Origin of the sequence: Streptomyces sp. MH60, assembly GCF_002939385.1 — a bacterium.
Taxonomy (GTDB): Bacteria; Actinomycetota; Actinomycetes; order Streptomycetales; family Streptomycetaceae; genus Streptomyces.
On the sequence record NZ_MULI01000008.1, the window covers coordinates 87,774 to 105,123 of the forward strand.

Below are 17,350 nucleotides of genomic sequence, written 5' to 3' on the forward strand. Positions count from 1 at the left end.
CTCTCGCCCGGCCGCCACCGGGCCCTCATCAAGGACCGCCACCTTGAAGCGACCCCCGCCCCCTCCGTCCTGCCACCCGCTGGCCGACGCCGACTTCCGGCGCCTCAAGGCCACCAGGCCCCGCCTGTGGACCGACCCCAAGAAGTCGTGCCTGACCTGCCTGAAGCGGGAAGGGCTGCAGGACTCGCAGACCTACCTCTGGTACGCCGACAACGCCACCGGCCGCCGCACCGATGAGATCGTCACCTACGAGTGCAACTGCCAGCAGCAGTGGCTCATGCACCTCTGGTTCCTCAACGCGGGCATCCCGCTGAACTACCAGCGCCTCGGCTGGGACGACGTCAAGTCCGTCCCCCAGCCCGTCGTCGACCAGGTCATGGGCTACGCCCTCCAGGCCGTCCGGAACATCGCCCTCGGGCGCAACCTCGTCCTGTGGTCCAAGAGCCCCGGCACCGGCAAGACGCTCCTGCTCGCCCTGCTCTCGAAGTTCCTCATGGCTAACGGCTTCCAGGTCCACTTCTCCCAGTTCAACGAGGTGATCGACCTCTTCACCTCCAGCTGGCGCGACAAGGACGAGCGCGAGCAGTGGACCCGCCGCGTACGCAACGTGGACGTCCTCGCCATCGACGACTGGGGCAAGGAGAACAAGGGCCGCATCGAGATGGTTGAGTCCATGGTCGACCAGATCGTCCGCTCCCGCGTTGCCGACGCCGCCCCCACGATCTTCACCACCAACCTCACCCCCGACGAGATCCAGCAGGGGTACGGCGTCTACGCGATGAGCCTGCTCACCGAGGCCGCCGACTTCATCGAGGTCACCGGCGCCGACTTCCGGCCCGCACGACGCGAACTCTCACGCCAGGAAGCCGACCTCGGCCTGGCCCGACCCATCACGGCGGTATGACCATGAGCGACCTGTACGACTTCATCCCCGCAAGTGTCCCGCCGAGCGAGCTGCCGCCGTCAGATGACCCTCTGCCCGTCGCCTGGCAGGCCACCGCCGACAACACCGTCGACCGACAGTACGCCAGCGCCGCCGACAAGACGGCCTCCGAAGAGGCTGACAAGCTCCAGACGACCAAGGGAGCCCTACACGCGCTCCATACGCATCTGAGTGCATCTCAGCGCGTACTCAGCGAACTGGACCCGATCGTCCGCGATCTGATCCTTGACCTCCGTGCCCCCGCCAACGAGCTGGCTGTGGCCAGGGACGGTCTTGCGCACCTGCAGCGCCGTAACGCGTCGCTCATCAAGCAGTGCCAGATGTGGAAGCGGCGCACCGAGGAGGCCAAGACGAAGGCCGAGCAGTTTGAGGCCAAGCTGGCTGAGCTGAAGACCACGAAGCCCGAGGACACGGTGGCCGCCGGGACGGCTTCGCACATCCCCGTCGTGTTCACGCGCCGCTCTCCGGGCGACACCATCCGCTACTTCTCTTCAGAGATCATGAAGCACGCGACGGACAACCTGGAGCTGGCTGGTCTTGCAATCGCCCTCCGCATGACCGCCGCCGAGATCGACAACATCCCCCAGGGCGACCATGCACGCTGAGACCGTCCTCTACGCCTCCCTCACCGAGGTCGACGCGCTGGAGGAGCTGGCCGACACCGGCCTCGACCCGGCCTGCATACCCACCACCGGCATGCGCGACGTCGTCACCTGGGCCGTCGACTACTTCTACCGCTCCGGCCGGACCAAGGCGCCCTCGCGCGAGCTGCTCCAGGAGCAGTGGGGCCACCGGCTGGAGCAGTGCAACATCGAACTGCCCGACGAGGACCTGGAGATCGACGACGTCTGGTCGGCGATCGCCTACCTCCGCTCCCAGCACGTCCTCGCCGAGTCCCAGCGCCTCCAACGTGAGATCGCCGTCGCCATGGCCCAGGCCGAGCCCGGCGAACGCGTCGAGGCCGTCCACGAGGCCGCCGCCGCCTTCCACCAGCTGTCCATGTCCGTCCGCGACCGCTCCCAGGAAGTCGAGGGCATCCAGGGCCTCAAGGACTCCCTGGCCCGCTACGAGCAGCGCGCCGCCGCCCCGCAGACCGTCCGGGGCATGTCCGTCGGCATGAAGGAGGTCGACGAGCACACCCAGGGCATCCACGACGGCGAGATCGCCGTCTGGGCCGCCCCGCCCAAGGGCGCCAAGAGCTGGTCCGCCACCCACGTCAGCCACACCGAGTGGAAGCGCGGCCGGGTCACCGTCCTCTACACGCTGGAGAACAGCGTGAAGATGTCCTACGACCGGCTCGCCTGCCAGATCTGCTGCGTCGACTACCGCGAGTACCAGAAGGGCACCTGCAGCCCCGAGGAGATCGAACGCGTCCGCACCTGGCTCGCCCAGAACGAGGCCGAGCTGAAGGACGGCCTGCACATCCTCTCCCCGGAGGTGCGCACCCCGGCCGCCCTGATCCGCCAGGCCCAGTCCTACGGCGCCGACAGCGTGATCATCGACCAGCTCTCCCACATCCACCACCCGGCACCCAACGGCCGCCGACCCAAGCACGAGACGATCGCCGAGATCATGAACGAACTGTCCGAACTCATCACCACCGGCCGCCGCAACCCGCCGCTCTTCCTGAACGTCCAGATCAACCGCGAGGGCGAGGCCGCCGCGCAGAAGGCCGGAAAGCTCGAACTCCGGCACCTCGCCGACTCCTCGGCAATCGAACGCTGGGCCAGCTGGGTCTTCGGCCTGATCCGCTCCGAGACCGAGGTCGCCGCCGGAATGGCCACCCTCCAGATGCTCGCCAGCCGACGCATGGACCTTAAGAACTGGCGAGCCGCCTGGGAGCCCTGGTACGGCACCCAGCAGGTCCTCAGCGAGGTGACCCTGTGACCACCCACGTCTCGTCCGCCCACACGATCGAGCTTCCGCAGCGGCTCATCGACGGGGACCCCAAGGACTTCCTTCGGGTCATGGTCCGGATACACGCCCTGCAGACCCTGGCCCGCGTCTACCCGTGCACCAGCAGGTCGGACTCACAGATCACCGTTGAGACGCGAGAAGAGTCGGACGCCTTCCAGCGCACAGACATCATCGGTACGGCATCGGCCCCCTGCGGCGCCCCCGAGACCTGCCCCGCGACCCGTAAGGCCCGCCCATGACCGCCTACGCCTTCCCCTGCGCAGCCAAGCCCCATCTGTTCGGCTCAGGCAAGGGCCGCAGCGTCAAGGCCGTCCGCGAAGCCCTGCGGATCTGCGCCAACTGCCCCGTCCAGCCCGCCTGCCGCCGCGCTGGCCGCGAGGGACACGAATTCGGCATCTGGGGTGGAGAGACCGAGCCCGAGCGTTTCGCCTACCTCGGCATCACCGAGGAAGACATCCTCCCGCCGGAGTGCGGCACCGAGAAGGCGTCCCGCCGCCACCGGGAGCTGGGTGAGGAGTGCGAGGAGTGCACCCTGGCCGACGAGAAGCGCCAGGAGGCCGAAGACGAAGCCGCTGCTGAGCGGCGCCGGAAGCGGCAAGAATACGAGGAGATCCCCGGCAGCCGGATCAACCCCCACCATGCCCCTCTCCGGACGATCTGCGGCACATTTCGCGGCTACCGAGCCCACGAGAAGCGCACTGAACTACGGCTCGACCCCCACCCCGACTGCACCTGCAGAGAAGCCTGCCGCGCCTACCGCGCGGAACAGCGCGCTACTGACAAGGAAGCGAAGGCAGGCGCATGACCGAGACCGCGCGGGGGCCCTGGCTCAGACGCTTCAGCGGCAGGCCGAAGCCTCGCTGTCCGAAGTGCCTGGCCAAGACGGTCCAGACCGAGCACCACGACACCGCCGTCGTCGGCATGTGCAAGGAACGCCGGGACGCGATCGTCGCCATGACCGAGACCCCGTGGGACGTCCCTGACGAGACGACCGAGCACCTGTGCCGAGGCTGCTTCTCCTGCGGATACACCTGGAGCGAGCGGGTGGCAGGCCCGGAGGACATGGCCCGCGTGATGGAGTCCGGCGACGATGACGACTGACCTCGACGAACTCGCCGCGCTGCCCGACGACCACAAGACCCAGCTCGCCAAGGAGGTCCTCGACGAGCTGGGTATCACGGTCAAGCGACAGATCCGCGACGAGCTGATCATCCCCTGCCCCGTCGGCGCCTTCCACAACGACCAGGAACGCAACCCCACGGCCGCCCTGTCGACCTCGAAGCTGCTGTTCAACTGCCTGGGATGCCAGGCCAGCGGCACCATTCTCTGGCTCATCGCCACGGTGCGCGGCGACACCACCGTCGAGCAGGCCCGCGACTGGCTCCACGGCGAAGCCGGACTCACCCGGGCCATGGAACTCCCGGCCCTCCTCCAGCTCTTCGACGCCCTCTACGCGAAGAAGGACACCCGCCCGCCCATGCCGGTCTACAGCGACCGCATGCTGGAGCGCTGGGCGGAGATTCCGGACTACATCCTCGACGACCGCCAGATCCCCATCACCACGGCCGTGCACATGGGCATCGGCACCGACCCCGACGGATTCGTCGACCGGGTGCGCACCGGCCCGCGCGCCGTCATCCCGCACTGGTGGAAGGGCCAGCTCGTCGGCTGGCAGTCCCGCCGCCTGCCCAGCGCCGACCCTAGCGCGCCGAAGTACCTGTCCACCCCGGCCTTCCCCCGGGACGAGACGATCTTCGACTACCGCCCCTACCGGCGCGAGGTCGTCGTCGTTGAGTCGCCGATGAGCCAGCTCCGTCACCAGCACCACCTGGACATCGAGGCTACCTTCGGCTTCGTCGTCACCGACCTGCAGATCCAGCACCTCGTCAAGGGCCGCCGCAAGCTCATCTGGTTCATGGACAACGACCAGGCCGGATGGCAGGCCGTCGAGGGCCGCACCCACAACGGCCGGTTCTTCCCCGGCGCCCCACAGCGGGCCTCCGCCTACTGCGACAACTGGGTCGTCGAGAACCCCTTCGACGCCGACCCCGCCGACATGCCGGACGAGATGGTCGACATCCTCATCAAGGACCGCGCGGTGCCCTGGCAGGTCTGGCAGCGCCCCAAGGTGCTCTATTGCGTCCGCTGTTTCAGGCCCGCCCACAAGGGGGCATGTCCATGAGCCACGAGACCGTCCCGATTGCCTGGACCTCCAACGTCAGCAACATTCTGCGCTGGCTCTACAGCCACAAGGCCAACTGGGAGCCGATGGCCCTCACCGACCCTCCCTACCGCTGGGGGATCGTCCAGCGCGGCCAGGAGCGCTTCGCCATGCAGCCCGAGGACACCCTGTGCTGGGACGGCAATCGTGTCTGGCTGCACTCCTCTCACCGTCAAGAGGTAGAGACCTGCGAAGCCAAGGAGGCACGTATGCTCAAGAAGTTCGGCACCGGAACGATCACTGAAGCCACGGGCGGCACCGAGGAAGGGCTGACATCCCGCATCGGGAGCGCGCTCACCCCCGAGGAGTGGGCGTCCGTGCTCATCGAGGCCGAGGAGACGGACAGCGAGGAGGAGTAGAGGATGCCGGGACTGCAGCTCGTCGGCCGTCCCGAACGCGCGATCCTCTCCATCAGTACCGCCCTCGTACCGGCCCCGCCCCGACCGGCGCCCGTCGTCCACGACGTCAACGGCTACTACGCCCGGCTCGGCGTGCCACCGACCGCGACCAAGCGGGAGATCCGCGAGGCGTACCAGGCCCGGGACGGCCAGAGCAGCGCCGAGCTGACCCGGATCTTCAAGACGCTCATCAACGCCGACCGGCGGGCCGCATACGACGCCAAGCAACCCGGCACGACCCACTTCGACGCCTCCACCGTCGAGACGATCATGCGCTCCGCCGCCCTGCAGGCCGCCCGCCAGAACGCCGAATACGGCACCGAGACCACGGCCAGAGACATTCTTTCAACTCTCACGGACGCCACCGGAAAACCGCTCCTCGAATTTCTTGCCTCCGACCCGGCGGACGGCTTTCATGATGACGAGACGAGGGACCGCCAACCCTCATCCAGCCCCCCGGACACCTGGGCTTACTCCTACCTTCTCCTGGGCTCTACCTGCGACGACGTCGCCAGGCTCGCCCAGTGGCAGGAAGGACTCGCCCAGGCCCTGCGCGGACGGGAAATCAGCGGATTCACCGTTGGATTCCACGCCGCCGGGGACGCGCCGTTCCTTGTGGCGAAAGACCTCGGAACCCCCGTTTTCTTTCTCCACGAAGACCAGCCGGTGACCGAGGAGCTGATCGCGGCAGCCGCCACTGCCGCTGGCTGACACCCATCAGCATCATCAAGATCATCAGGAGCCATCGTGACCGCCAACACGAGCCCCGCCATCAACTTCCGCCGAGGCGGATCCGCCGCAGCCCAGGCCGAGAAGGAAGACAACGTCTCCTCCTCCGGCCGCCGTGGCCCGGACTTCTTCGGCATCAAGGAGGACGGCGAGTCGCTCGTCGTGCGCCTCCTGACCGACCACGACGAGTGGATCTGGGTCAAGCAGCACTCCTTCGTCCCGACCAAGCCGGGCCCCAAGGACGCCGAGAAGTGGCCCGAGGCCATGACCAGCGTCTGCCGCTACGACGAAGCGTTCGGCGGTCACTACAAGGACTGCTACATCTGCGACGCCAAGATCAAGAGCAAGTGGGGCAAGCTCGCCTCCTCCCGCGTCCGCGTCTGGGCCCTCGTCGTCGAGCGCGAACTGGTGCGCGGCGACGGCAGCGAGGCCCTCGGCGGCCCCGCCAAGCAGGGCGTCGTCATCGGCGTCCGCGACAAGATCGACGAGATCGATGAACTGGACGCCGACGGCAAGCCCACCGGCGTCAAGCTGAACTACCCCCGCATCCTGGTCATCAACCAGCCGATGAAGGGCTTCTTCAGCCACCTCAAGGCCATCCACGGCCTCAACGGCACCGTCGTCGACAGGGACTTCCAGATCACCCGCGACGGCAAGGGCACCGACACCGAGTACAAGTTCGCCGCGATCGACCCGATCCGTGACCCGGCCACCCAGCAGAACCTCATCGCCCCCGGCACCCCCGCCTGGGACAAGTACCTCCAGGCCGTCGCCGAGCGCGAGATCAGCCTGGACTCCATCGTCGCCGACAAGGCCAGCGACGCGTACTACGCGAGGTTCTTCGACCCGTCCAAGACGGTCGACAAGGAAGGCAACGTCGTCGCCGTCGCCGGGGGCGCCGTGGGCATGATCAACGTTCAGAGCACCGACGGCCCGGCCGACATCTCGGACGACCTGCGCGCGAAGATCGCCAACCTCGGCGCGCCCTCCGCCTGATCCAGGCGCACACACGCCGGTCCGCCCCGGGTGGCCGTCAGATACGGCCCCCAGTCGCTCCGCCAAGCGGCTGGATTGTTCGCCCGGGGCGGCCCGGACCACCTTTCGCCACCCTTCACGCGCAAGGACCACCACCGTGCTGCGCCTCATTACCTCCTACGCACCCGCCGACGCTCCTTATGTGCAGGTCGGCGACCTTCGCACCACTGCACCGGCCCTCGTCGAGCATGACGGAGACGGCACCCGCTGGTTCCTGACGCCAGCAACGAACCCACTCGGCGCGAGGCTTCCGCTCTGGAACCGGGCTGAGCGCGATGGAGCGGCAGGCATCCTCATCCACCTGGTCAACGGCGTGCTGGCCGTCCCCGCGCACCTTGTCGAGGAGCACAGCGGAGCCCAGCCCGGACAGATCCTCGACCTCAGCAACGTGCCCACTGCCGCCTTCGAGGACGCGCCGACCTACCACGAGGTCCTGGACCAGCTCGAAGCCGCCCAGGACCCGCCCAAGACGTCCTCCGGGTTCGTGCACCTCCACACGCACAGCGAGTACAGCCCGCTCGACGGCCTGTCCCGCATGGACGAGATCCTCCGCGAGGTCACCCGCCACGGCCAGACCGCCGTCGCCATCACCGACCACGGCACCTGCGCCGGGCACCCCGAGCTGCAGCGCGCGGCCGACAAGGCCGGGGTCAAGCCGGTCTTCGGCATCGAGGCGTACCTGTGCGACGACCGCGTCATCCGCGCCGAGAAGGGCGACAAGGAGTTGCAGGACAAGCTCCGCAACGACTACTGGCACGTCTGCCTCTTCGCCGAGAACGAGACCGGCCTGCGCAACATCTGGGCCGCCAGCACCGAGTCCTTCCGCGACGGCTTCTACTTCCGGCCCCGCATGGACTGGGACACCCTCGGCCGCTTCAGCGAGGGCGTCATTGCCTCCACCGGCTGCCTGCGCGGCCCCGTCGCCGTCGCCATCAAGACCGGAGACATGGAGCTGGCCCGCCAGCGCCTGACCCGGCTCATGGACCTCTACCCGGGCCGCCTGTACGTCGAGCTGCAGCCCAACGACATGCCCGACCAGGTCAACCTCAACCAGGCCCTCGTCTCCCTGGCCGCCGAGTTCGGCCTGCCGCTGCTGGCCACCGTCGACAGCCACTTCCCGACCGCCGACGACGCCCACGCCCACGACGTCTGGATCGCCTGCCAGACCAACAAGGACGTCCAGGACGAAGGCGACCTCTTCGCCGAGGACCTGAACCTCTACGTCATGGGCGAGGCCGAGGTCCGCGCCGGACTCGCCTACCTCGGCGAGCGCGTCGTCGAGGAGGCCATCGCCAACACCACGGCGCTGGCCGACCGCTGCAACGCCCGCATCGAAGGCGACACGACCACGCCCTCCTTCACCGGCGACCCGGCCGAGGACGAACGACGGCTGAACGCCCTGTGCATCGCCAACTGGGACCGGCTGCCCGCCAGCGCCCAGGTCGGCGCATCCGGCTCACAGCGCATCTACCGCGACCGCTACATGCGGGAGATGGACCTGCTGGTCGAGAAGGGCTTCTGCGGCTACTACCTCATGGTCGCAGACTACGTCGGCTGGGCGAAGGACCACGGCATCCTCGTCGGCCCCGGCCGGGGGAGCGGCGGCGGCTCGCTGGTTGCCTACCTCGCCCGCATCACCTCGCTCGACCCGGTCCGCCACGACCTGCTCTTCGAGCGGTTCCTGACCCGGGGCCGCGCGGGCCTGCCGGACTTCGACGTGGACTTCCCCGCCTCGAAGAAGGCCGAGATCCTCGGCTACCTCCGCGAGCGCTGGGGCGAGAAGCAGGTCGTCTCCATCGGCTCCGAGCTGCGCCTGAAGAACAAGGCGGTCATCAACGAGCTGGTCCGCGCGCTCGCCTCCCAGCTCCCCGAGGGCGCCGCCGCCGACCTCCGCCAGGTCTCCACCCTCATCGACGAGGCCGAAGCCGGGACCGCCGGACTCGGCATGTCCTGGGAGGACCTCTGGGCCCAGCACGCCGACCAGCTCCAGCCGTTCGCCGACCGCTACCCCGAGCTGTTCGCCATGGCCGAGCGCCTGGTCGGCCGCCTGAAGTCCTACGGCCGCCACGCCGCCGGAGTCGTCATCTCCACCGGCGCCCCGCTCACCGACTGGCTGCCGATGCGCACCATCGACGGCGAAGAGCAGATGGTGACCCAGTGGGCCATGGGCGACGTCGAGGCCATCGGCCTGGTCAAGTTCGACATCCTCACCCTGCGCACCCTCGACACCATCCAGCAGACCCTCGACCTGGTCCGTGACCAGCGCCACTACGAGATCGACCTGGAGGCCTTCGAGGCCGAGTTCGAGGACCCGCTGGTCTGGGACGAGCTGCAGGGCGCCCACACCCTCGGCGTCTTCCAGGTCGAGACCCACTCCGGGACCCGCCTGTGCGAGCGCATGCGCCCAGGCAACGTCGCCGAGCTGGCCGACATGGTCACCATCGTCCGCCCCGGCCCCATGAACTCGGGCCTGACCGACGCCTACCTCCGCCGCCGCGCGGGCGAGCAGGCCGTCTCCTTCCCCGACGAGCGCCTGCGCCGCGTTCTGGAGCCCACCTGGGGCGCCATGATCTACCAGGAGCAGGTCATGGCCGTCACCCGGCTCCTGGCCGGGTACGACGAGTCCGAGGCCGACTACGTCCGCCGCATCCTCGGCAAGAAGAAGGTCTCCGCGATCGCCGAGGCCGGGCAGACGTTCCTGGAGCGAGTCGACATGCCGCAGGAGGCTGCCGAGCGTCTGTGGAACCAGATGGCCGAGTTCTCCAAGTACGGCTTCAACAAGTCCCACGCCTACGCGTACGCGTTCCTCGCGTACTGGACCGCGTTCCTGAAGGTCAATTACCCGCGAGAGTTCCTCGTCGCCGCCATGAGCACCGTCGACAAGGACCGCGTCCCCGAGTTCGTCAAGGAGGCCCGGCGCCTCGACGTGGACGTCCTCCCACCGGACATCAACCGGTCCGGCGCGGGCTTCCGCCCCGACCCCGACGCCTACGCGGTCCGCTACGGTCTCGATTCGGTAAAGGGCGTGGGGTCGGCCGCCGTCGCCGACCTACAAGCGGGCCAGCCGTATACAACCTGGGACGACTTCACCGAGCGCAAGGGCCCCAAGGCCAACGCAGGAGTCGTCGCCCTCCTCGCCCGCGTCGGCGCCTTCGACACCCTCGTCGACAACCGGCGCGGTCTGGAAGCCAAGCTGCTCGCCGCCAAGACCGGCGACGACGCCCAGTGCGTCCACAAGAGGATAGAGACGGCCCCAGGCGCACTGCAGATCCAGAACGTCTGGTGCACCTTCGACTGGGCCAGCGAGCCCGCGCCGATCAACTCGCGCACCGGCAAGCTGCTCAAGCGCAAGCCGCTGCCCAAGCGCTGCACCAAGGCATGCCGCCAGTACACCGCACCGCCGCCGATGGAGATCCACAGCATCGATCCGTACACGCCGGTCGACGTACGGACCATCGAGCACGAGATGCTCGGCACCTACCTCTCCAGCACCCCGTTCGACGACCTCGGCGAGCAGGACCGCGCCACCCTCCGCGCGCAGGCCGAGCTGCTGGCCACCGGCCCGAACGGCACCTACTACGTCGCCGCGATCGTCGCCGGAGCCCGGCCGCACCGGTCCGGGGAGATGGGCTTCCTGACCCTGGAGACCGAGGTCTCCACTCTCCGCGCCGCCGTGTTCCGCGACGCCTGGACCGTCGAGCAGCGCCGCTTCACCAAGGGCGCCCTGTGCCTGGCCGAACTCCGCAAAACCGACCGGGGCCTGAGCCTCGTCACCTACCAGCCCCTCTGAGGAGCCCCTTCGTGGACAGATCCGACCGCAACCTCCTGATCAAGATCGTCGCCTTGGCATCCTGCGCTGCTGCCGTCATCGCCGTCGTGGCCTTCGGCATCAAGTGGGCCACGGCCGACCTGCGCGGCGCCGCCGACGCCCGGGAGAAGACCGTCGCCAACGGCGACTTCCGCATCGGCACCTACGAGCAGTTCTTCGACCTCTGCTCCTCCGTCCAGTCCGCCGAGGCCGCCATCAAGAACGCCGAGACCGAGCTGGCCACCAAGCCCCCGGCCGACCGCGCGGAGAAGCTCCAGCAGGTCATCACCGCCCAGCGCAACGTCCGGGCGGACTCCATCACCACCTACAACTCCAAGGCCGCCCAGAACCACCGCCAGGCCTTCCAGGACACCGACCTCCCCTACACCCTCGACCTGAACACCCAGGAGACCCAGTGCGCAGCCGCCTGACCCACCGCATCCTCGCCGCCCTCGCGGTCGTCTTCCTCGCCGTCGGCCTCACCGCCTGCGAAGAGGAGTCCAAGCCCTCCTCGCGGTCCAAGGAGAACAAGGCCCGCAACAGCAACTACGACGAGCTGGTCGCCAAGCAGCCCGCCGCGAAGCTCGACTACTCGCCGACCCGCGAGACGAAGAACTTCTGGATCAAGACCTGGGGCAAGCAGGCCAACAAGCTGTCCTACGTCTACATCCAGAACGCCAACGGCCAGTACGGCTACTACGTCCTCAAGGGCCTGCCCGTCACCTACTGCGTCAGCCTTCTCCCGCCGGAGACCAAGACGCGCGGCGACCTCGGCCAGTACGACGGCGACCTGGTCGTCCAGGGCCCCTCCATGGACGGCACCTACTCCAGCCAGTCCAACTGCACCTCGTACTACGGCCAGGACGCCGAGAGCGGCGCCTACGTCGAGTGGAGCGTCGGCGCGAACCAGTCGTACTTCCTCTACTCCGAGCCGATGGACCTGCCGCAGTTCAAGGACGCCGTCCCCCTCGGCAAGACCAAGATCAAGAACTAGCTCGCCCTCTGGAGGCGCCGCCATGGCCCGACTGATCAAGAACACCCGCACCGAAGCCCAGCACGACTGGCCCGACGACGTCTTCATCCAGGGCGGCGAACGCGGCGTCGTGGTCGGCGGGCCGGGCGGCGCCTACCAGACTGCCTTCTTCGAGGCGTTCCCCGGAGGCACCTTCCTGCGCGGCGAGGGCAAGACCCTCGCCGAGGCCGAGGAGAAGTGCTGGAAGCAGTACCAGACCTTCACGGCCTGCGACGGCACCGGCGAGCCCCACGGCCCCTTCGAGCGCCGCCAGTACCGCAACGGCGCCGGATTCTGCACCCGCTGCGGCACCTGGATGAGCAAGGTCTTCGAGCCGCTCCCCGAGGACCCCGACCGCAAGCGCAGCCTCGCGGAACGGGTCTTCGTCGACCAGGACTCCGAGGCCATCATCGAGGCCCTCGACACCGTCGCCAACGCCGCCTCCCTGCCCCACGCCCCCAGCGGCGAGTAACCCCCGAAGGAGCCGTCATGCCCAGCTTCATCCCCTCCATCCGCCACCCGTACTGGGGGCTCCTCGGCGTCAAGGCCCACGAGAGCCGCACCCGCCTCGGCATCTCCCAGGCCAAGGTCGCCCTGCAGGTCGGCCTCTCCGTCCGCGAGTACGCCGCCCTGGAGTCCGGCTTCATCCCGCCCGACGTCGCCGAAGCCCTCGGCCGCCTCGAACTCCTGCAGCTCGACTACGCCCTCGACTGGAGCGAGGGCACCTCACAGGAGACCGTCGCCCAATCCATCAAGGTCATGTCAGCCCCCACCTGGAACCCCTCCACCGAAGGCTTCACCCCGGACCGCTCCGAGTACAGCCAGGGCGCATGGGTCCGACTCGGCAAGGCCATCCAGAACGGCCGCCTCGCTCTGAAGATGACCCGCAACGTCTTCGCCTACGCCATCAAGTCCACCAGCAAGACCGTCATGCGCCTGGAGGAGGGCCGCGTCTACGGCGACCCCCGCACCGCACCGCCCGGCGACTACAACTCCGAGAAGTACATGCTCAAGCGCCTCCCGCTCATCGAGATGGCCCTGGAGTGGGACGCCGGACAAGCCCGCATCATCCTCGACGGCACCACTGTCAGTCGCACGGCGTAAGCTCAATTCAGCCAACCGCCATTGGCCAACAGCTGACCGCCACAGCTGCCACTCCTACCGCCAAGGAGCCCTACATGCCCGACCCATCAGTACCCTCCCCCGACGTTGCTGCCGCCGACGTGGCTCAGCTCCAGCGCGCCGCCGACGCCGAACTCATCGACGGCTACCGGCAGGCGGTGCGATTCCTCGCCAGGGTCGAAGAGGTCAGCAACATCAACGTCAACGACGCCTACGACGGCCTCGCCAGCGCATTCGCGCGGGCCATCACCGCCATCGGCTGACCAGCCTCTCCTCCCGCCAAGGAGCCCCGCATGCCGCCCAAGTCCCGCCTCGCCAAGCTGCGCGCCGACCTCACCAAGGTCTACGGCGACCGCGTCACCCGACGCGACACCATGACCCGCCCCGACTTCATCTCCAGCGGATCCCTCACCCTCGACTACGCCCTCGGCGGCGGCTTCGCCCTCAAGCGCACCCACGAGATCGTCGGCCCCGAGGGCATGGGCAAGACCACCCAGACGATCCTCGCCATGGTCGACGCCCAGAAGAAGTTCCCCGACCGGGGCGTCGCCGTCATCGACATGGAGCAGTCCTTCGACTTCGACTGGGCCGCCAGCCTCGGCCTCGACCTCGACGAGGACCGCTTCATCCACGTCTACCCGGACCACTCCGAGGACGTCTCCGACCAGATCACCATGCTGCTGCGCGACGGAGCGATCTGCCTCGTCACCGTCGACTCCGTCGGCGGCATGGAGTCCAAGGCCGCCTTCGAGAAGCGCGCCGAGGACTCCGCCATGGGCAAGAACTCCCAGGTCATCTCCCGCATGGTCAAGCGCGTCGCGGGCCTGTGCCGCGAGCAGAACGCGGCCGTGATCTTCGTGAACCAGTACCGCGCCGACATCGGCAACCCGCGCGGCGGCCAGAAGTCCGCCGGACCCTCGGCCCTGAAGTACAACACCACCACCAAGATCAAGATGAGCCGCACCGGCGAGCCCACGAAGAAGGTCTCCATCTCGGACGCCGTCTCCAAGGCCCCCGCCGAGCTGGAGGTCGGCCGCCAGATCCGGGCCAGGGTCGAACGGAACAAGCTCGCCCCCCAGGGCCGCGTCGCCGACTACTGGTTCTTCAACAAGGCCAGCAGCAAGTACGGCCCCGTCGGCATCGACCGCGCCGACGAGGCCATCACCCTCGGCATCGCCACCGGCGCCATCAAGCGCCTGTCCACCGTCTCCTACGAGATGCCCGACGGCACCACCGTCAAGGGCGGACGCCCCGGCGTCGAGGCCGCCATCGCCGAGCGGCCCGAGCTGGTCGAGCAGGTCCGCCTCAAGGCCCTGGAGGCCATCTCGGCCGACATCAAGGACGACCACGAGGTCACCTACGACGACGCCCCCGACGGCGTCAACACCACCACCGGCGAGATCACGGAGGCCGCAGCATGAAGAACACCCTGAAGCGCGCGTGGGCCGCCACCGGCACCGAGACCTTCTTCTACGCCAGCGGAGCGATCATCCTGTTCGTCCTCGCCGCCGCCTGGTACGAGCTGCACGACGAATTCGACATCGCCGCCGCCGCCGACACGGAAGGGTTCCGCCTCGCAACCCTGCTCATCGCGACCGCCCTGGGACTCGGCGTCGTGGCCGGGGGCATCGTCTGGCGCATCGTGTCCCGCTACCTCCCCGAAGCCCCCCAGGCGAAGGAACCCCTTCCGATCGACCCCACCTTCCCGCCCTCCCGCATGGTGTACCTCCGAGGAGAGGACGAGCGGGAGAACTGCGTCTGCCACGACAGGCCGATCGAGGACGGCACGGAGATCTGGTACTGGCACCAGCCCGCCAAGCTCGTCTGCGCCGAGGAATACAACGCCGGATGAGCACCGACAAGGGCCTCAACAAGCGCATGGGCGACGCCCATGAGGCGTACGTCGCCAGCGTCCTCGGCCAGCGCCAGACGCGCGGCAGTGGCAACCAGTGGCGCGATCAGATGGACTCCAAGCACGACCGCACCGAGTGTGTCTTCGCCTTCGCCAACGACGGCAAGTCCACCCTCGGCAAGTCCGTCTCCATCACCCGCGCCATGTGGGCCAAGGCCGTCGAACAGGCCGGGGGAGAGCGGCCCATGCTCACCCTCCGGTTCTACGCCGACGCCTCCCTGAAGGTCGACACCGACCTCGCCGCCTGCGACCTCCTCGACTTCGCCGAGATGCGTGAGGACGCCGAACGCTGGCACAAGGCCAAGCCCGTCCTCGAAGCGCTCATCGAGCGCAGCCCCCGCTGCATCCCCGTCCTCGTGGAGCTGGCGCGGCACCTCATCAACGACCATCAGTGAAGTGAGCCCCCCGTGAACCTGCACGTCAACCTCGACGACTCCTGGAACTACATCCTCGGCGGCCTCGACCTCGTCGGCCTCGTCGCCCTGCGCGCCGTCGGCCAGAAGAAGGCCGTCGGCTGGATCTGGGCGATGTTCACCCAGGCCGTCTGGGTCATTTACTCGCTGGCCACCCTGCAGTGGGGATTCCTCGTCCCGGCCGTCATCAAGCTCGCCCTCTACACCTGGAACTACGTCTCCTGGGTCCGCAGCGACAAGGCGGAGGCGGAGGCGGAGGCGAAGACCGTCGAGGACCTGGCGCTGGAGATGGCCAAGCTCGTCCTGCCCGACGCCCACGGCGGCCACCACGTCGCCGCCGCCTCGTTCCTCGTCCGGGCCAGCCGCGTCGCCGCCCTCTACCCCGAGAAGGCAGACGACATGCACCGAGAGAAGGGAGCCCCCGGTGGCCGCCCCCGTCTTCACCCCCAGCTTCCGCCGAGTCGTCGCGGACAGCCAGAAACTGGTCCTCGTACCGCTGATTGAGAACGCCGTCCAGCAGTGCGCGTTCCCCAAGAACTTCGTGGTCCGCCTGGAGTCGTACGCCGCCAAGCGCGAGCCCGACGGCTGGTTCCACCCGAGCACCCATCCGACGATGGACGAGCGGAAGCTGTACTACTACCTCGCCCACCCCGAGAAGTGGAACGAGCCCGAGTGGGACTACGGCCCCCGGATGTCCGTCCTCGTCGGCACGATCATGCACGAGGTCGTCCAGACCGTCATGATCAAGATGGGCCTCCTCGTCGCCCCGAAGGGCACCTGCGTCGCCTGCGGCAAGCCCCACGGCAAGGGCAAGGGGAAGTGCGACGAGTGGGGCGTACGCGACGACCTCCTCGGACGGCGCGGCCACATGGACGGCCTCCTCGACATCCCCGGCTGGTGCGAGCCCGGCGCGGGCATCTTCGACCTCAAGACCGCCGCCCCCTCCTCCCTGCGGGGCATCGAGAGCCACGACCTGGACGCCTTCAGGCTCAAGTGGCCCTACTACTACGGCCAGGCCCAGGAGTACATGGCCCTCACCGGCAAACTCAAGGCCCTGATTCTCTTCCTCGCCATGAGCGACGGATGGAAGATGGTCGAGTTCACCATCCCGCGCGACGACCTGTACATCGCCCGCCTGGAAGCGAAGTACCGTGCCGTCAGGCAGTACGTCGAGATGGGAACTCCGCCACCCGTCGCCTGCTGCACCGCCAAGGCAGCAGCCCGCAAGTGCCCCGCCAGCACCTGCTCCGTCAAGATCGGATTCGCCGCATGAGCAAGCGCACCCGCCTCGCCAAGGCCCCCTACCGCTCCAACGGCAGCCTCATGGACTGGGTCGGCACCGTCGAACCCCACGAGTGGCGCGACAACAAGCCCTTCCCCGCCATGTTGATCCTGCAGGGCACCGAGCGCGGCATGTCGGCCGCCCGGTTCGTCTGGCACAGCGACAAGGGCCACGTCTACAAGATGTTCATGACCGACATGGTCAGCCTCGTCCAGAACGCCACCAACCTCTACAAGGGCACCGCCGACACCTGGTGGGTCGTCCAGAAGCGCGGCAAGAACTACGGCATCCGCCTTGCCGACAACGACGACCTCAAGCACGCCGGGCACGTCGCCGGTCCCAAGGCCGACTGCCCGGCGTGCGAGGGCGTCGCCTACGGCTACGAGTCCTGGTGCCCCCTCCCGCCCACCGCCGACCAGCCGCACCAGGCTCGCCACAACATGGCCATCGTAGGTCGCTGCATCTGCGGTGAGCGGTTCGGCCACCCCATCCACCGCTCCTGCACCTGCGCGCCCGAGGATCGCACCGCCTGCAGCGCCGACAACTGCCCCGGCTGAG

22 protein-coding genes are annotated in these 17,350 nt (G+C 68.3%); all 22 read left to right on the forward strand.

Annotated features, from left to right (window positions below; genetic code table 11):
• Nucleotides 1-43 precede the first annotated feature (43 nt).
• A complete protein-coding gene (locus BZZ08_RS08515; RefSeq protein ID WP_104631547.1) occupies nucleotides 44-904 on the forward strand; it encodes an ATP-binding protein in 861 nt (286 codons plus the stop codon).
• Entirely contained in the window at nucleotides 901-1,548 is a 648-nt protein-coding gene (locus BZZ08_RS08520) for a hypothetical protein (protein ID WP_133169172.1), read from the forward strand. Before BZZ08_RS08515 ends, BZZ08_RS08520 begins: the two co-directional genes overlap by 4 nt.
• Entirely contained in the window at nucleotides 1,538-2,830 is a 1,293-nt protein-coding gene (locus tag BZZ08_RS08525; protein WP_104631549.1) for a DnaB-like helicase C-terminal domain-containing protein, read from the forward strand. The genes BZZ08_RS08520 and BZZ08_RS08525 overlap by 11 nt, the downstream gene beginning before the upstream one ends.
• Complete coding sequence (locus BZZ08_RS08530; RefSeq protein WP_104631550.1) at nucleotides 2,827-3,099, forward strand: hypothetical protein; 273 nt, start codon at nucleotides 2,827-2,829, stop codon at nucleotides 3,097-3,099. Before BZZ08_RS08525 ends, BZZ08_RS08530 begins: the two co-directional genes overlap by 4 nt.
• The gene (locus tag BZZ08_RS08535) at nucleotides 3,096-3,665 is read left to right on the forward strand and encodes a WhiB family transcriptional regulator (RefSeq protein WP_104631551.1); all 570 of its coding nucleotides are present in this window, start codon (nucleotides 3,096-3,098) and stop codon (nucleotides 3,663-3,665) included. The genes BZZ08_RS08530 and BZZ08_RS08535 overlap by 4 nt, the downstream gene beginning before the upstream one ends.
• Nucleotides 3,662-3,961 (forward strand): hypothetical protein, encoded by a 300-nt coding sequence (locus BZZ08_RS08540; RefSeq protein ID WP_104631552.1) that lies wholly within the window; start codon nucleotides 3,662-3,664, stop codon nucleotides 3,959-3,961. The genes BZZ08_RS08535 and BZZ08_RS08540 overlap by 4 nt, the downstream gene beginning before the upstream one ends.
• The gene (locus BZZ08_RS08545; protein WP_104631553.1) at nucleotides 3,951-5,042 is read left to right on the forward strand and encodes a hypothetical protein; all 1,092 of its coding nucleotides are present in this window, start codon (nucleotides 3,951-3,953) and stop codon (nucleotides 5,040-5,042) included. Before BZZ08_RS08540 ends, BZZ08_RS08545 begins: the two co-directional genes overlap by 11 nt.
• Nucleotides 5,033-5,440 (forward strand): hypothetical protein, encoded by a 408-nt coding sequence (locus tag BZZ08_RS08550; protein WP_133169173.1) that lies wholly within the window; start codon nucleotides 5,033-5,035, stop codon nucleotides 5,438-5,440. The genes BZZ08_RS08545 and BZZ08_RS08550 overlap by 10 nt, the downstream gene beginning before the upstream one ends.
• Before the next feature lie 3 nt (nucleotides 5,441-5,443).
• A complete protein-coding gene (locus BZZ08_RS08555) occupies nucleotides 5,444-6,190 on the forward strand; it encodes a J domain-containing protein (protein ID WP_104631555.1) in 747 nt (248 codons plus the stop codon).
• A gap of 36 nt (nucleotides 6,191-6,226) precedes the next feature.
• Complete coding sequence (locus BZZ08_RS08560) at nucleotides 6,227-7,204, forward strand: hypothetical protein (RefSeq protein ID WP_104631556.1); 978 nt, start codon at nucleotides 6,227-6,229, stop codon at nucleotides 7,202-7,204.
• Between the two features lie 136 nt (nucleotides 7,205-7,340).
• On the forward strand, nucleotides 7,341-11,033 hold the full coding sequence (gene dnaE, locus BZZ08_RS08565; protein WP_157953325.1) for a DNA polymerase III subunit alpha: 3,693 nt from the start codon (nucleotides 7,341-7,343) through the stop codon (nucleotides 11,031-11,033).
• Between the two features lie 11 nt (nucleotides 11,034-11,044).
• Complete coding sequence (locus tag BZZ08_RS08570; RefSeq protein WP_241965409.1) at nucleotides 11,045-11,482, forward strand: hypothetical protein; 438 nt, start codon at nucleotides 11,045-11,047, stop codon at nucleotides 11,480-11,482.
• Nucleotides 11,467-12,045 (forward strand): hypothetical protein, encoded by a 579-nt coding sequence (locus tag BZZ08_RS08575; RefSeq protein ID WP_198601364.1) that lies wholly within the window; start codon nucleotides 11,467-11,469, stop codon nucleotides 12,043-12,045. The genes BZZ08_RS08570 and BZZ08_RS08575 overlap by 16 nt, the downstream gene beginning before the upstream one ends.
• A 22-nt stretch (nucleotides 12,046-12,067) precedes the next feature.
• The gene (locus BZZ08_RS08580) at nucleotides 12,068-12,535 is read left to right on the forward strand and encodes a hypothetical protein (RefSeq protein WP_104631558.1); all 468 of its coding nucleotides are present in this window, start codon (nucleotides 12,068-12,070) and stop codon (nucleotides 12,533-12,535) included.
• 17 nt (nucleotides 12,536-12,552) lie between these two features.
• Nucleotides 12,553-13,167 (forward strand): helix-turn-helix domain-containing protein, encoded by a 615-nt coding sequence (locus tag BZZ08_RS08585; protein ID WP_104631559.1) that lies wholly within the window; start codon nucleotides 12,553-12,555, stop codon nucleotides 13,165-13,167.
• Between the two features lie 74 nt (nucleotides 13,168-13,241).
• Nucleotides 13,242-13,448, forward strand: a complete 207-nt coding sequence (locus BZZ08_RS38575) for a hypothetical protein (RefSeq protein WP_133169174.1) — start codon at nucleotides 13,242-13,244, stop codon at nucleotides 13,446-13,448.
• A 30-nt stretch (nucleotides 13,449-13,478) separates the two neighbouring features.
• The gene (locus tag BZZ08_RS08590; protein WP_104631560.1) at nucleotides 13,479-14,606 is read left to right on the forward strand and encodes a hypothetical protein; all 1,128 of its coding nucleotides are present in this window, start codon (nucleotides 13,479-13,481) and stop codon (nucleotides 14,604-14,606) included.
• A complete protein-coding gene (locus BZZ08_RS08595; protein WP_104631561.1) occupies nucleotides 14,603-15,037 on the forward strand; it encodes a hypothetical protein in 435 nt (144 codons plus the stop codon). The genes BZZ08_RS08590 and BZZ08_RS08595 overlap by 4 nt, the downstream gene beginning before the upstream one ends.
• Nucleotides 15,034-15,492, forward strand: a complete 459-nt coding sequence (locus tag BZZ08_RS08600; RefSeq protein ID WP_104631562.1) for a hypothetical protein — start codon at nucleotides 15,034-15,036, stop codon at nucleotides 15,490-15,492. The genes BZZ08_RS08595 and BZZ08_RS08600 overlap by 4 nt, the downstream gene beginning before the upstream one ends.
• Nucleotides 15,493-15,504: 12 nt before the next feature.
• Nucleotides 15,505-16,014, forward strand: a complete 510-nt coding sequence (locus BZZ08_RS08605) for a hypothetical protein (RefSeq protein ID WP_104631563.1) — start codon at nucleotides 15,505-15,507, stop codon at nucleotides 16,012-16,014.
• A complete protein-coding gene (locus tag BZZ08_RS08610) occupies nucleotides 15,935-16,783 on the forward strand; it encodes a hypothetical protein (RefSeq protein WP_133169175.1) in 849 nt (282 codons plus the stop codon). Before BZZ08_RS08605 ends, BZZ08_RS08610 begins: the two co-directional genes overlap by 80 nt.
• A complete protein-coding gene (locus BZZ08_RS08615; protein WP_104631565.1) occupies nucleotides 16,780-17,349 on the forward strand; it encodes a hypothetical protein in 570 nt (189 codons plus the stop codon). Before BZZ08_RS08610 ends, BZZ08_RS08615 begins: the two co-directional genes overlap by 4 nt.
• Nucleotide 17,350 lies beyond the last annotated feature (1 nt).